The following is a 13,505-nucleotide window of genomic DNA, read 5'->3' as shown; positions in this document are numbered from 1 at the left end:
AGATCGCATGAGTTTCAATTTGCTGTTGGCACAGGCCCTCAACGGGCTGCAGTTTGGCGTGCTGTTGTTTTTGATGGCCGCAGGGCTGACCTTGGTCTTTGGCATCATGAGTTTCATCAACTTGGCCCATGGTGCGCTCTATATGTTTGGCGCGTACTTTGCCGCCTTGGTCTTTGCCGCGTCGGGGTCGTTCGGCTTGGCCTTGTTGGCCGCGGCAGGGGGCGTTTTTATCTTGGCGGCATTGCTGGATGCAGGCGGCTTGGCCGTGTTGCACAAGCGTGACCACCTCGACCAAGTGCTGGCCACCTTTGGCATTGTGTTGTTCAGCAACGAGTTTGTGCGTTGGGCCTGGGGCAACTCACCACTGTTCATGGACACGCCAGAAGCGCTGTCGAACTCGGTTCAAATTTTGGGATTCAACTACCCCGCTTACCGCTTCGCCATCATTGGCGTTGGGTTGGCGGTGGCCTTGGGTCTGTATGCATTGATTGAACGCACCCGCATTGGCATGCTGATTCGTGCGGGTGCCAGCAACCGTGAGATGGTGTCTGCGCTGGGTGTGAACATTGGGTGGCTCAATCGTTTTGTGTTTGCCTTGGGCGCAGGTTTGGCCGGATTGGCCGGTGCCATGGTGGGGCCGATTTTGTCTATCCAGCCCGGCATGGGCGAACCTATTTTGGTGTTGACCTTGGTGGTCATCGTGATCGGTGGCATTGGCTCCATCCGCGGCGCCTTTTTGGGCGCCTTGGTGGTCGGCGTGGTCGATACCTTGGGTCGTGTGCTACTGCCAATTTGGCTGCGCGAATTGTTTGACGCTTCGGTGGCGAATGCTGCGGGCCCAGCCTTGGCCTCGATGCTGGTGTATTTGTTGATGGTCTTGGTGCTGGCGTTCAAACCCGATGGTCTGTTTCCTGTGAAGGCGCGCCAACAATGAGTACCCTTCACACACACGCTGGCTGGCGTCACGCGTTGGCGTCGCTGCTCATCGCAGCCTTGGTCGCCGTGCCCATGTATGCCTGGTACACGCAAGACATGTACGCCCTCACCTTGGTGGGGCGCATCTTGGCATTTGGCTTAGCGGCCTTGGGTTTGAACTTGGCCCTCGGCTTTGGCGGCATGGTGAGCTTGGGCCATGCCATGTACATGGGCTTAGGTGCTTACGCGGTGGGCATTTTGTCCAGCTTGGGCCTTCACTCCGGTTGGTTGCACTTGGCGACAGCGGTGATCGTGACTGTGCTGATTGCGGCTCCCTTGGGTTGGGTGGCTCTGCGCACGCAAGGCATTGCCTTCATCATGATCACCTTGGCTTTTGCGCAGCTGTTTTATTACGTCTTCGTCAGCCTCAAAGCATTTGGTGGCGACGACGGCATCAGCCTGCAGCAGCTCAGTGATTTCGGATTTTTAACAGGCAACAAATTTGCCATCTATGTATCGCTGCTCATCACGGTGTTGTTGGCGCTTTGGATCTTGCAACACGTGGTGGCCTCGCGGTTCGGGCTGGTGCTGCGCGCCGCCAAGGTGAATGACCGACGTGTGCAAGCCTTGGGGGCACGCAGCCTGCCCTATCGCATCACGGCCTATGTGATCTCAGCCGTGCTGTGTGCCTTGGCAGGCTTCTTCTTGGCCAACCTCACCGGTTTTGTATCGCCCGCCATGATGACATGGGCGGTGTCGGGTGAGCTGATTGTGATGGTGCTCTTGGGCGGTATGGGCAGCGTGTTTGGACCTGTCGTCGGTGCCTTTGCGCTGCTGCTGACCGAAGAAGGTTTGAAGCTGATGACCGAGCGCTGGCCCATGACTTTGGGCCCCCTGATTGTGTTGATCGTGATTTACCTCAAGCGCGGGCTCTGGGGCCTGCTGGAGGAGCGTTGAGATGAGCCCCTTGTTAGAAGTACGCGGCTTGGTCAAAAACTACGGCGGTCTGCGCGTGACCGACCATGTGAACATCCAACTGCAAGCAGGACAAATCCATGCCTTGATTGGCCCGAATGGCGCAGGAAAAACCACCTTGGTGAACCAAATCGTGGGGGAAGTGCGCAGCGATGCCGGACAGGTGTTTCTCAAAGGCCAAGACATCACGCATTGGGCGGTGGCCAAGCGTGCGCGCGCGGGTTTGGGGCGTTCGTACCAAATCAACTCAGTCATCCCTGAGTTCACGGCTTTGGAAAACGTGTTGCTCGCGGTCCAAACAGCACAGGGACACAACTTTCATTTCTGGCAAGCCGCCACGTCGCAACGTGAATTGGTCGACCGCAGCGACGCGGTGCTCGACCTGCTGGGCCTGCTGGCGTTGCGCCAACAACGCGTGCGCGATTTGTCCTACGGCCAGCAACGCCAAATTGAGTTGGCCATGGCCGTGGCGTCACAACCCGATGTGCTCTTGCTCGACGAACCCATGGCGGGCTTGGGCCCCACGGAGACACAACACATGATTGACGTGCTGCAAAGCCTGCGCCAACAGTTTGCGATTTTGTTGATCGAGCACGACATGCATGCCGTGTTCTCGCTGGCCGATCAGGTCAGCGTGCTGGTCTACGGCCAAGTGGTGCTGTGCGACACACCCGACGCCGTGCGCACCAGCGACATCGTGCGTGAAGCCTATTTGGGCGATGAGGAGCTGAGCGCATGAGCACCCCCTTGTTAGAAATGCGCCAAGCCACCAATGGCTACGGCGCCAGCCAAGTGTTGTTTGACATGGCTTTGTCGGTACAACCCGGCCAGTGCGTGAGCCTGCAAGGTCGCAATGGCATGGGCAAAACCACCACCATCAAAAGCATGATGGGCTTGCTGCCCCTGTGGCAAGGCGAGGTGCTGTGGCAAGGTCAAGCGATTCAGCACTTGCCCGCGCATCGGGTGGCCCAGTTGGGCATTGGCTTGGTGCCCGAAGGGCGACATATTTTCCCCAACCTGTCGGTGTGGGAAAACTTGGTGGCCACGGCACGCCCTGCGCGTGCGGGCAGCAAGGCTTGGGACTTGAAGCGTGTGTATGCGTTTTTTCCGCGCTTAGCCGAACGCCAAAACAACTTTGGCAACCAACTCTCGGGCGGCGAACAACAAATGCTGGCCATTGGACGCGCCTTGATGACGAACCCCAAATTGCTGATCTTGGACGAAGCCACCGAAGGTTTGTCGCCCTTGATTCGCGAAGAAATTTGGTCAGCCTTGAATGCGCTGCGCAGCGAAGGTTTGTCGATTTTGGTGACCGACAAAAACCTGCAACAACTGATCACCTTGTGCGACCAACACTATGTGATGGAAAAAGGCCGCTGCGTGTGGTCAGGCGATTCAGACGCCTTCCGCGCCGATGCCAGTGTGCGCGCGCGTTATCTGGCGATATGAGGCTGGCTTAACGCAACAGCGTGCCAGTCTTGGCTGTGCACGTGTCAGCCAAACACCACCGGCGCAAAGTAGCGCTCCACCGTCGCCAACAAACTCAAGCCCACCACCCAAGACGTTTTGGGGTTGTCCGGTGACGGCCGATTGACGATGTCAGCATGCATCTCACCGAACGCACCTGTGGCGTGCACACGGTGGGTGTTGCCCTTGGCGTGAGGGTCGACCACGATGCGTACCTGCGTGCGCTCAAACCCGTTGCCTGCCAACGCCAAGCTGGCCGCCACGTTCAAGTTCTGCGGATAACGCAGCGCCGCTTCGCGTGCATGGCCGTCAAACAACACCACGTCCTCGGTCAGTGGCTGAGCCACGCCCAAGCGCTGCAATTCATCGGCCCATGCCGAGGGGGGTTTGCGAGACTCGTAGACCACCTGCGTGTCAGGCAAATCGCGGACGGCTCCGATGTAATCGAGCGCGCCGATCGCACCACTGGGGAAGATCAACTTGGCGCCGCTCTGCGTTGCGGTTTGGCTGAGTTGCTTGAAAAAGGCGTCGTCGGCCATGGCCCCCACCGACACCGCCACAAACGACAAGCCTGCGGCCAAACAGCCTTGGGCATAGTTGTGCACAGCGTGGTGGCCTGCGGCTTCGATGACCAAGTCGGGTTTGAAATGCAACACCTCATCCAAACTCGTCAAACATGACACACCGGCAGGCAGCTTGCTGCACGACGTTGAATCAGCGCGCAAGAGCACCGCCAACACACAATCAGGTCCGTGCTTGTCACGCAAACGGCCGATCAACTCTGCCGCAATCGCGCCGTAACCGATGATGACTAAACGAGCTTTCATGGTGTGTCCGTGTGTCAGGCACGGTTGAGGCCAAAGCCAACGTTCAGCGGCAAATGTCCCCCCGCATGAATGGCAACCGCGCAATATTTGAATTCGGGTATTTTGCCAAATGGATCAAGCGCTGCATTGGTCATCAAATTGGCCGCAGCTTCGTAATAGGCAAACGGCACAAACACGGCCCCTTGTGGTGTGCCGTCATCGCGGCGCACATGCAAGGTGACCTGACCTCGGCGTGAGGCGATGGTGATCACATCGCCTGCCGCCACCTTGAGACGCTGCATGTCTGAGCCACACATAGACGCGGTGGCGATGGGCTCAATCGCGTCCAACACAGTGGCGCGGCGTGTCATGCTGCCGGTGTGCCAGTGCTCCAATTGGCGGCCCGTGATCAGCACATAGGGATAGTCGGCATCTGGTCGCTCGTTGGCAGGAATGATGTCGGCTGGCACCAAATGCACGCGTCCATCATCGGTGGCGAAGTGGTCCATGAACACGGTGGGAGAACCCGGGTCGTCTTCACTCAAGCAGGGATAGGTCACGCTGGACTCACGCTGCAAACGCTCCCAAGTGATGCCATTGATCGCCGCATGCATGGCTTGGCGCATTTCGTCGTATACCTCGGCCACGCCGCTGTGCTCACCTTGGTAATGCCAATCCAAGCCCACGCCTTTGGCAATTTGTTGAATGATCCACAAATCGGGTTTGGCTTGCCCCGGTGGGTCAATGGCTTGCTTGCCCAACTGCACCATGCGGTCGGTGTTGCTGACCGTGCCTGTTTTCTCTGGCCACGCAGTGGCAGGTAGCACCACGTCGGCCAGCCAAGCGGTTTCGGTCATGAAGATGTCTTGCACCACCAAGTGCTCCAGCGTGGCCAGCGAGTGGCGGGCATGGTTCAAGTCGGGGTCACTCATCGCAGGGTTCTCACCCATGATGTACATGCCGCGAATTTTGTGTGGGTCGTTGTCATCGGCCAAGATCTTGCCCATGATTTCGACCACGGTATAGCCGGGCTTGTCGTCCAGAGGGGTGTCCCAAAACTTTTCAAACCAATGGTGTGCGGCCTTGTCAGTGACGTGTTGGTAGTTGGGATACATCATGGGAATGAGGCCCGCATCACTCGCGCCCTGCACGTTGTTTTGGCCGCGCAGTGGGTGCAGTCCAGAGCCAGGCTTGCCAATTTGGCCCGTCACCGTCACCAGTGCAATCAAACAACGCGCGTTGTCTGTGCCGTGCACGTGCTGGCTCACGCCCATGCCCCACAAAATCATGGCGCCTTTTGATTTAGCAAACTCACGCGCCACTTCGCGCAAGGTCTCTGCAGGAATTCCGCAAATGGGTGCCATCGCCTCAGGGCTGTAGCCTTTGACGTTGTCTTTCAAGGCTTCGTAATTGCTGGCACGATTGCGGATGAAATCTTCATCCACCAAGCCCTCGTCAATCACGGTGTGAATGAGTGCATTGAGCATCGCCACATCGGTGTCGGGTTTGAACTGCAAGGTGCGCCACGCGTGCTTGCCAATGTCCGTCACGCGCGGGTCGGCCAACACAATCTTGGCGCCGCGTTTGGCTACATTTTTCATCCACGTGGCAGCAACGGGATGGTTGGCCGTGGGGTTGGAACCAATGACGAAAATCAGGCCCGCATGCTCCACATCATTCACTTGGTTGCTCACGGCCCCGGAGCCCACGCCCTCTAGAAGAGCCGCCACACTTGACGCGTGACACAAGCGTGTGCAGTGGTCCACGTTGTTAGACCCAAAACCTGTGCGCACCAACTTCTGAAACAAATACGCTTCTTCGTTGCTGCCCTTGGCCGAACCAAAACCCGCCAAGGTTTTTTTGCCATGGGTGTCGCGCAACTGCTTGAGCGAGCCAGAAGCCAACGCCAAGGCTTCGTCCCAAGTGGCTTCACGAAACACCTGCGACCAATCGACCGCATGGGCATTGAGCTGACGCAAGACTTCAGGGTCTTTGGGCACACCCGCCTTGCGAATCAGCGGTACTGTCAAGCGCTGGGGGTTGTGGATGTAATCAAACCCAAAGCGGCCCTTGACGCACAAACGGTTGTGGTTGGCGGGGCCATCGCGGCCGTCCACGCTGACAATTTTGTTGTCCTTCACGTTGTAGGTCAGCAAGCAACCTACACCGCAGAACGGACACACCGAGTCCACTTTTTTGTCGACTGCTTGCGAGCCCACTTGGGTTTTAGGCATCAAGGCACCCGTCGGGCAAGCTTGCACACATTCGCCGCAAGCGACGCATGAACTGTGGCCCATGCTGTCGTCTAAATCAAACACGATCTGGCTGTGCGCACCACGATGGGCATAGCCAATCACATCGTTCACTTGTTCTTCACGACACGCACGCACACAACGGTTGCACTGAATGCACGCATCCAAGTTCACCGCCATCGCGGGGTGTGACACATCGCAGGCGGGTTGCTCGCGGCGCAGTGCACGCAACTCAGGACGCACCGACACATGTAAGCGAGAAGCCCAGTCGCTCAGTTCACCGTGCTGCCCCGTCGCAGCAGCGGATGAAGTCTCAGACGACGTGCTCAACGAATCATTCCATTTATGCCCCACATCTGGCATGTCCGACAGCAACATCTCCAACACCATCTTCTGGCTCTTGACGGCTCGGTCACTGACCAAAACTTCAAGACCTGCTGTCGCCGTGCGACAGCAGCTAGGTGCCAAGGTGCGCTCGCCTTTGATCTCCACCACACACGCGCGGCAGTTGCCATCGGGGCGCAGGCCGTCTTTGTAGCAAAGGTGGGGAATGTCCACGCCGTGGCGCTGTGCGGCTTTCAGAATGGTCTCACCTTCGTAGGCTTGCAAACGTTGGTCGTTGAGCTTGAACTCAACCGTTTGCGGCATCAAGTCCGTGGGTTTGAGCGGGGCGTTCATTTAAACGATCTCCTCTGGGAAATACTTTTGCACGCAACGCACAGGGTTGGGCGCTGCTTGGCCCAAACCACAAATCGAGGCATCGGTCATGACTTGGTTCAAGTCTTCCAAGGTCGTGTTGTCCCACACCTTGGCCTGCATGAGTTGCGATGCTTTGGCTGTGCCCACACGGCACGGTGTGCATTGGCCGCAGCTTTCATGTGCAAAGAAGTTCATCATGTTGATGGCCGCATCGCGCGCTGAATCGTGCTGGCTCAACACGATGACAGCCGCTGAACCGATGAAGCAACCATAGGGCTGCAAAGTGTCAAAGTCCAAGGGAATGTCGTTCATGCGTGCGGGCAAGATGCCGCCCGATGCACCGCCTGGCAAATAGGCATAGAGCTGATGGCCGTCGAGCATGCCGCCGCAATACTCGTCAATCAACTCTTGAATGGTGATACCCGCAGGGGCCAGCTTCACGCCCGGCTGCTTGACACGGCCGCTCACGCTGAAACTGCGCAAACCTTTGCGGCCATGCCGACCAAAACCACTGAACCAGTCTGCGCCTTTTTGCACAATGTCGCGTACCCAGTACAACGTTTCAAAGTTGTGTTCAAGGGTGGGCCTGCCAAACAAACCCACTTGCGCAATGTAGGGCGGGCGCATGCGTGGTTCGCCACGTTTGCCTTCGATGCTTTCAATCATGGCGGACTCTTCGCCACAGATGTAAGCACCAGCACCGCGTCGCAGCTCGATGGTGGGCAACGGGCAAGGGGGATGGGCCCGCAAGGCGGCTAGTTCTTGCGTCAACAATTCACGGCAACCGTGGTACTCGTCGCGCAAGTAGATGTACACCGCATCAATACCCACCACATGCGCGGCAACCAACAAGCCTTCTAAAAAGCGATGCGGGTCACGCTCTAAATAGGTGCGGTCTTTGAAGGTGCCGGGCTCGCCTTCGTCGATGTTGACAGCCATCAAACGTGGTGTGGGCTGCTCGCGCACGATGCGCCATTTGCGTCCTGCTGGGAAACCTGCGCCCCCCAAACCGCGCAAACCCGAAGCCTCCATGGCTTGCAACACCTGCTCAGACGTGATGCGCGACAAACCGCCATTGGCATCGCCCTGAACCAACGCCGTCAACAAGTCGTAGCCGCCTTGTGCGCGGTACTCGGCCAAGCGCAAAGCCTCGGGCAGTGCAGCTTGTGTGTGTTCAGCGTGCACAGCATTTGCCACAGACTCTGGCGTGGCATGCACCACCGCATGTTGATGGACCACGGCCACAGGGGCTTGTTCACAACGGCCCACACACGGTGCGGCCACCACGCGCACATCGGAACGCCCCAGCAAAATTGGCAATTTTTCCAACAACGGCTGCGCGCCTGCCAATTCACAACTCAGGCCATCACACACCCGCACGGTCAAACTGGGGACGGCTTCATCCCCGCGAACAACCTCAAAGTGGTGGTAGAACGTTGCCACTTCAAACACCTCGGCCTGCGGAAGGGTCATCTCTTTGGCCAACGCCACCACATGACGATCATGCAAACAGCGGTAAGCGTCGTTGAGCTTGTGCAAATGTTCAATCAACAAATCGCGACGATGTGGGGCGACCCCGATCAGCGCCCGCACCTCTTGGACCGACGCCTCGTCGGCTTGACGCCCCTTGAGGTGACTGATGCGGCGAAGGGTATCGCGCATCTGATCGGCAGAGGCCAAGGGCTGTGTGTGAGAGGAAGTCATCGTAGGTTTGCGTTGTCTGAGTTCTAACAACTATTTTCGGGGCAAACGAAACATTCACGTGTCGCGATGGCTCTATCATTCTGACCTATGAAATTCATGACTTGGCCCGTCCCCGCCCTGCTCGCTTGGAGCTCATCGTGGCTCATCTTCAAAGCCTTGCAATCAACAGGCTTGAGCGAGACCCTCGCCTTGGTCGTCGCCGCATTTTGGGGTGGTTTTTTGAGCAAATTTGGCAGCACGCCCATGCGCAAAGCCTTGATCGTGCTCGGGTTTCCGTTGTCGATGTTGGTGTCCTCGAGCAGCTTGCACATGCCCCCTTTGGCTTGGCTGATGTTGCTGGGGCTGATTGTGTTGGTCTACCCCCGCAAAGCTTGGCGCGACGCGCCCTTGTTCCCCACGCCCAAAAAGGCGCTCAAGCATTTGCCTGATCACATCACCTTGTTGAGTGGCGCACGCATTTTGGATGCGGGCAGCGGCATGGGCGATGGCCTGATTGCCCTGCGTGACGCCTACCCACGTGCCGATTTGAATGGGTTAGAAATGAGCTGGCCGCTGCGCATTTTGAGCGCCCTGCGTTGTGGTTTTGCACGCATTCGCCAAGGCGATATTTGGCTGGCTGATTGGCGCAGCTACGACATGGTGTATTTGTTTCAACGCCCAGAAAGCATGCCCAGAGCTGTTGAAAAAGCCGAGGCCGAACTGCGCCGTGGGGCATGGCTGGTCAGCTTAGAGTTTGAAGCCCGTGAATTGGTGCCTCATGCCATGGTGGACAGCCGAGATAGCCGTCCTGTCTGGATCTACCAAGTGCCGTTCAAACGACGCGGGTAACCAACAATTTGTCGATGCGGCGGCCATCCAAATCGACCACCTCCAGCATCCAATCTCCACACGCGACGCGCTCTGCCACTGTCGGCAAATGTCCCGAGATGGCCATCACCAAACCCGCCACCGTGTTGTAAATCCCCCGGTCCTCATCGGGTAACTCGCGAATTTGCAGCCGTGCTTTGAATTCACTCACAGGCATCAGGCCATCGATCAACCAACTGCCATCGGGCCGCGGCGTGGCCCATGCCTCGTCGGCAGAAGCGGCGTGCAACAACTCACCCGTGATGGCCTCGAGCAAATCACGTGGCGTCAACAGGCCCTGCACCACACCGTATTCGTCCACCACCAACACCATGCGCCCGTGCGCAGTGGCCCGCTCAGCGGGGCGACGAAATTGCTCCAACAAATCCAAACCACTCAGCGTTTCAGGCACAAACGACACGGGCTGCGCCAAACGGTCCACCGTCATGTCCGTGTTGGGTGGCAAGCGCAGCAACTGCGACACACTGACCGCACCCACCACGTCATCCAAGCCGCCACGACAGACGGGGTACCACGAATGCGCGCCTTCTGCCCCCACCTGTGCCAGCGCTTGGGGCACTGAGGTTTTGGCGTCCAGCCACTCGATGTCCGAGCGGTGCACCATGATGGACGTGAGCGTGCGTTCGTCGAGGTTGAACACGTTTTGCACCATTTGGTGCTCGTGCTGCTCAATCACCCCCGCATCCACGCCCTCGACCAAACTGGCGGTGATTTCTTCTTCTGTCACCGTGCGGGCGCCATCCACGTCAATGCGCAAGAGCTTCAAAATTCCACCGGTGCTGGCCGACAAAAAATACACAAAGGGCTTGGCCACCGTGGCCAGCGCCAACATCAACGGCGCGGCCACACGAGCCACGGCTTCTGGGAACAATTGACCAATGCGCTTGGGCACCAGTTCGCCAAACAAAATGGTGCTGAACGTGATCAAGGTGACCACCAAGGCGGTCGCCAACCCTTCGGCAAAGCGTTCTGCCACGCCGTGGTGCGCCAGCCAAACCGACAGGCCATCGCTGAAAGCAGCCTCGCCCACGATGCCGTTGAACACGCCAATGGAAGTGATGCCGATTTGAACGGTCGATAAAAACTGGGTGGGCTGCGCCATCAAGGCCAACGCAGCGCGTGCGCCGCTGTCGCCCGCCTCGTCCAATGCGGCCAAGCGCGCCTTGCGGCTCGAAGACAGCGCCATCTCCGACATGGCAAACACGCCGTTGAGCAGCGTCAGAAAAACGATGAGAAGAACATCCATGCGAGGCAATAACAGTCAAAAAGATTAGACACAATCGACACATGGCACTTTACTTGATTGGCGACGTGCAAGGCTGCGATTCAGCCCTGGAACGATTGCTACAACACATTGACTTCTCTCCCAGCCGCGACACGCTCTATTTGCTGGGCGACTTGGTCAACCGCGGCCCCGACAACGTGGGCGTGCTGCGACGTTTGATGGCACTGGGTAGCAGTGCGCAATGCCTGCTCGGCAACCATGACTTGCATTTGCTGGCCGTGTCGTGCGGCGTGCGCCAGCCCAACAAGCAAGACACCATCCAAGACATCTTGACCGCGCCCGACAGCCACGATCTGTTGCACTGGCTGCGCCACCAAAACATGGCCATGCATGTGGGCAACGTGTTGATGGTGCATGCGGGCGTGCTGCCGCCATGGACAGCGGCGCAAACCCTAGCGCTGGCGAGCGAAGTCGAAGCCGTGCTGCGCAGCGACGACTGGGTGCACTTCATGCCGCAGATGTATGGCGGCATGCCCAATGTGTGGCGTGATGACTTGGCAGGTGCAGACCGCTTACGCGTGATCGTCAACGCCCTCACCCGCTTGCGCTTTTGTGATGCACATGGTGCGATGGATTTCAGTGTGAAAGAAAGCGCAGACAAAGCCCCTGCGCACCTGATGCCTTGGTTTGATGTGCCGGGCCGGTTGACGGCAGATACGCGCATCGCGTTTGGCCATTGGTCTACCGTGCACATTGCAGACCGCGCAGATGTGATGTGCCTAGACGATGGGTGTGTGTGGGGTGGTTGCCTGAGTGCGGCCAAGCTAGAAGCATCGGACACGCTGTTGACCGTGAACGAGGCCCCTGCGTGGGAACGCCTCAGCGTGACGTGTCCACAAACCATGGACCCGCTGGCCTAGGCAAGCGGACTGGCCGCCTTTGCCCGACGCAAATGCAATTTAATTACTTTTATAGATCCATCAAATTCAAAAAAGTGAGAACTTTCCATTAGCATTCAGGCTCAATTTCTTGAGCACTAAATGGGTCTTAATTGGAACGAAATTAAATCTAGGGCATTGCTTTTCAGCAAAACCTGGGCCGACGCCTTCATCAAAGGCACTAACAAACACCGCACGTCCATTGAACAAGCCGCCCAATGCGTGCTCGACGCCCGCGCCCAATTTGCAGGCGCTTCCTTGGCCGACCTGTATGACCCGCTCACCATGCCCCCAGCCTTGCTCAAGGCCCACCAAAAGCTAGACGCCGCCTACCAACCCAGCGGCGGCAAAAATTCTTACGTCTCCGACGCCGAACGCGTGGCCTTCTTATTCGAGTTGTACCAACGCATCACCAGTTTGCTGCCGGCAACAGCAAGCGAGAAAACGCGCAAATACAAAGCCACAGAAATCTAATGAATATGACCGCATTGACCCATCACCGAATGTCGACACATTTACGCGACCGCCCCTATTACAACGAAACCAGTCGTTCAACCCCGGCTACTTCCAAGCGACATAGTCCAGATTACCCCGCAAGTTCTACGGAAAAAATTACATTGGTCTTTTATCATGTTCGCTGAAATCGCAAAGACTTTTCTTGAGTTTTTGAAGCTCGCTCCACGCTATCTGATTGCACTTGGTGTCATGGCCGCCATTCTCCTTTTTGCCAGCGAAGAATTTCTAAGGCTCATCGGGGTATTTGAACTTGCGCAAGACAACCGCTCGGTGCTAGGGCTCACCTTGCTTGTCAGCGTATCCCTGTTCACTATTTCGATTGGAGCTGACGGGGTTTCCATCGTCAAAAGTTGGTGGCGTACGCGGAGCTTCTATCAGCGCGTAACCGATCGCCTGAATTGTCTGACCGAAGATGAAAAGCAAATTCTCCGGTTCTACATTGCGAAGCAAACTCGCGCTAATGTCCTCCGCTACGACGATGGTGTCGTGCAAAGTCTGGTATCCGATGGAAGCCGACCTTCTGGCGCGTCGATAAACACATCGATGCCGCCCTGCTTCTGGCCCCGACGCCCGTTCGTCTGCGGCAATGGGTCATTGAAGACGGTTCCGTAGATTCGGGCACACATGTCTTCGAATGCCACATCGTCGGTGGGTTTCGAAATCTCGAACTGCACGTTGTGCATCTTCCTCCCAAGGGGTGTGAAAAGGATCCATCCAGGCCCGATCAGCCAGCGGCTAATGGGAATCATACGTATGCAAGTCGCCCGGCCCCTTGAGTTGCTCGAGGCTGCCGCGTCCTTAAGGTCACTCGTCGGGAGCCCGCAAATACAGGGCCTTAGAGCAAAGAAAAAGGGCTCGGAGAGTATCCGAGCCCTTATGTATGGTGGTGGATGGTTGACCACTTTCGAACTTTCTATTTCGACTACTTAGTAATCGAAAGCAAATGAGCGGTAATGTGCGGTAAGAACTTAACGTCAAAAATACACCGATATTATGCACATTGTGACCTGCCCCCACTAGCCGTACCACTGAATTAGAAGTTAGTCCGATGTGTCAAGGTTATTCCAAAACTTGATGGTTTGTATTTGCAGCAGCATTTGAATTAATCCTATGCTGCTGCGCGAATTGAGCCGGTGGTATC

The 13,505-nt window shown here is 57.2% G+C and carries 12 protein-coding genes; 8 read left to right on the top strand and 4 right to left on the bottom strand.

The window, feature by feature from the left end:
• The first annotated feature begins 7 nt into the window (after positions 1-7).
• Genes RMS95_RS00355 through RMS95_RS00340 form a run of 4 tightly spaced genes read left to right on the top strand, consistent with a single transcriptional unit; the run spans position 8 to position 3,339 of the window.
• On the top strand, positions 8-934 hold the full coding sequence (locus RMS95_RS00355; protein ID WP_310642697.1) for a branched-chain amino acid ABC transporter permease: 927 nt from the start codon (positions 8-10) through the stop codon (positions 932-934).
• Complete coding sequence (locus RMS95_RS00350) at positions 931-1,872, top strand: branched-chain amino acid ABC transporter permease (RefSeq protein WP_310642696.1); 942 nt, start codon at positions 931-933, stop codon at positions 1,870-1,872. Before RMS95_RS00355 ends, RMS95_RS00350 begins: the two co-directional genes overlap by 4 nt.
• A 1-nt stretch (position 1,873) precedes the next feature.
• Positions 1,874-2,629, top strand: a complete 756-nt coding sequence (locus tag RMS95_RS00345) for an ABC transporter ATP-binding protein (protein WP_310642695.1) — start codon at positions 1,874-1,876, stop codon at positions 2,627-2,629.
• Positions 2,626-3,339: an ABC transporter ATP-binding protein gene (locus RMS95_RS00340; protein ID WP_310642694.1), complete on the top strand. Its 714-nt coding sequence runs from the start codon at positions 2,626-2,628 to the stop codon at positions 3,337-3,339. The genes RMS95_RS00345 and RMS95_RS00340 overlap by 4 nt, the downstream gene beginning before the upstream one ends.
• A gap of 44 nt (positions 3,340-3,383) precedes the next feature.
• Here the strand turns inward: RMS95_RS00340 and RMS95_RS00335 are convergent, their stop codons facing one another.
• From RMS95_RS00335 to RMS95_RS00325, 3 genes are read right to left on the bottom strand one after another with little or no spacing between them, the layout of a single operon-like run.
• Positions 3,384-4,184 (bottom strand): aspartate dehydrogenase, encoded by an 801-nt coding sequence (locus RMS95_RS00335; RefSeq protein WP_310642693.1) that lies wholly within the window; start codon positions 4,182-4,184, stop codon positions 3,384-3,386.
• Between the two features lie 14 nt (positions 4,185-4,198).
• The gene (gene fdhF, locus RMS95_RS00330; RefSeq protein ID WP_310642692.1) at positions 4,199-7,093 is read right to left on the bottom strand and encodes a formate dehydrogenase subunit alpha; all 2,895 of its coding nucleotides are present in this window, start codon (positions 7,091-7,093) and stop codon (positions 4,199-4,201) included.
• Positions 7,094-8,818, bottom strand: coding sequence for an NADH-ubiquinone oxidoreductase-F iron-sulfur binding region domain-containing protein (locus RMS95_RS00325; protein WP_310642691.1), 1,725 nt, complete (start codon positions 8,816-8,818; stop codon positions 7,094-7,096). It lies immediately after the preceding gene.
• Between the two features lie 96 nt (positions 8,819-8,914).
• Between RMS95_RS00325 and RMS95_RS00320 the strand changes: the two genes are divergently transcribed.
• Positions 8,915-9,646, top strand: coding sequence for a class I SAM-dependent methyltransferase (locus RMS95_RS00320; RefSeq protein WP_310642690.1), 732 nt, complete (start codon positions 8,915-8,917; stop codon positions 9,644-9,646).
• Here the strand turns inward: RMS95_RS00320 and RMS95_RS00315 are convergent.
• Positions 9,630-10,931, bottom strand: a complete 1,302-nt coding sequence (locus RMS95_RS00315) for a hemolysin family protein (RefSeq protein WP_310642689.1) — start codon at positions 10,929-10,931, stop codon at positions 9,630-9,632. The genes RMS95_RS00320 and RMS95_RS00315 overlap by 17 nt on opposite strands.
• Before the next feature lie 41 nt (positions 10,932-10,972).
• Between RMS95_RS00315 and RMS95_RS00310 the strand changes: the two genes are divergently transcribed.
• The 3 genes from RMS95_RS00310 to RMS95_RS00300 all read left to right on the top strand — a co-directional run bounded on the left by RMS95_RS00310 (position 10,973) and on the right by RMS95_RS00300 (position 12,976).
• A complete protein-coding gene (locus RMS95_RS00310) occupies positions 10,973-11,830 on the top strand; it encodes a symmetrical bis(5'-nucleosyl)-tetraphosphatase (RefSeq protein ID WP_310642688.1) in 858 nt (285 codons plus the stop codon).
• 120 nt (positions 11,831-11,950) lie between these two features.
• Positions 11,951-12,322, top strand: a complete 372-nt coding sequence (locus RMS95_RS00305; protein ID WP_310642687.1) for a type IIL restriction-modification enzyme MmeI — start codon at positions 11,951-11,953, stop codon at positions 12,320-12,322.
• 156 nt (positions 12,323-12,478) lie between these two features.
• Positions 12,479-12,976, top strand: coding sequence for a super-infection exclusion protein B (locus RMS95_RS00300; RefSeq protein WP_310642686.1), 498 nt, complete (start codon positions 12,479-12,481; stop codon positions 12,974-12,976).
• Positions 12,977-13,505: the final 529 nt, after the last annotated feature.

This window comes from Limnohabitans sp. (assembly GCF_031539175.1).
In the GTDB taxonomy this organism is placed as follows: Bacteria; Pseudomonadota; Gammaproteobacteria; order Burkholderiales; family Burkholderiaceae_C; genus Limnohabitans.
The sequence above is the reverse complement of the archived record's forward strand: the minus strand, read 5'-3'. Positions and strand labels throughout refer to the sequence as shown.

Coding starts and splice junctions, on each gene's coding strand:
- RMS95_RS00355 (WP_310642697.1), top strand. CDS start 8: ATGAGTTTCAATTTGCTGTTGGCACAGGCCCTCAACGGGCTGCAGTTT.
- RMS95_RS00350 (WP_310642696.1), top strand. CDS start 931: ATGAGTACCCTTCACACACACGCTGGCTGGCGTCACGCGTTGGCGTCG.
- RMS95_RS00345 (WP_310642695.1), top strand. CDS start 1,874: ATGAGCCCCTTGTTAGAAGTACGCGGCTTGGTCAAAAACTACGGCGGT.
- RMS95_RS00340 (WP_310642694.1), top strand. CDS start 2,626: ATGAGCACCCCCTTGTTAGAAATGCGCCAAGCCACCAATGGCTACGGC.
- RMS95_RS00335 (WP_310642693.1), bottom strand. CDS start 4,184: ATGAAAGCTCGTTTAGTCATCATCGGTTACGGCGCGATTGCGGCAGAG.
- fdhF (WP_310642692.1), bottom strand. CDS start 7,093: ATGAACGCCCCGCTCAAACCCACGGACTTGATGCCGCAAACGGTTGAG.
- RMS95_RS00325 (WP_310642691.1), bottom strand. CDS start 8,818: ATGACTTCCTCTCACACACAGCCCTTGGCCTCTGCCGATCAGATGCGC.
- RMS95_RS00320 (WP_310642690.1), top strand. CDS start 8,915: ATGACTTGGCCCGTCCCCGCCCTGCTCGCTTGGAGCTCATCGTGGCTC.
- RMS95_RS00315 (WP_310642689.1), bottom strand. CDS start 10,931: ATGGATGTTCTTCTCATCGTTTTTCTGACGCTGCTCAACGGCGTGTTT.
- RMS95_RS00310 (WP_310642688.1), top strand. CDS start 10,973: ATGGCACTTTACTTGATTGGCGACGTGCAAGGCTGCGATTCAGCCCTG.
- RMS95_RS00305 (WP_310642687.1), top strand. CDS start 11,951: ATGGGTCTTAATTGGAACGAAATTAAATCTAGGGCATTGCTTTTCAGC.
- RMS95_RS00300 (WP_310642686.1), top strand. CDS start 12,479: ATGTTCGCTGAAATCGCAAAGACTTTTCTTGAGTTTTTGAAGCTCGCT.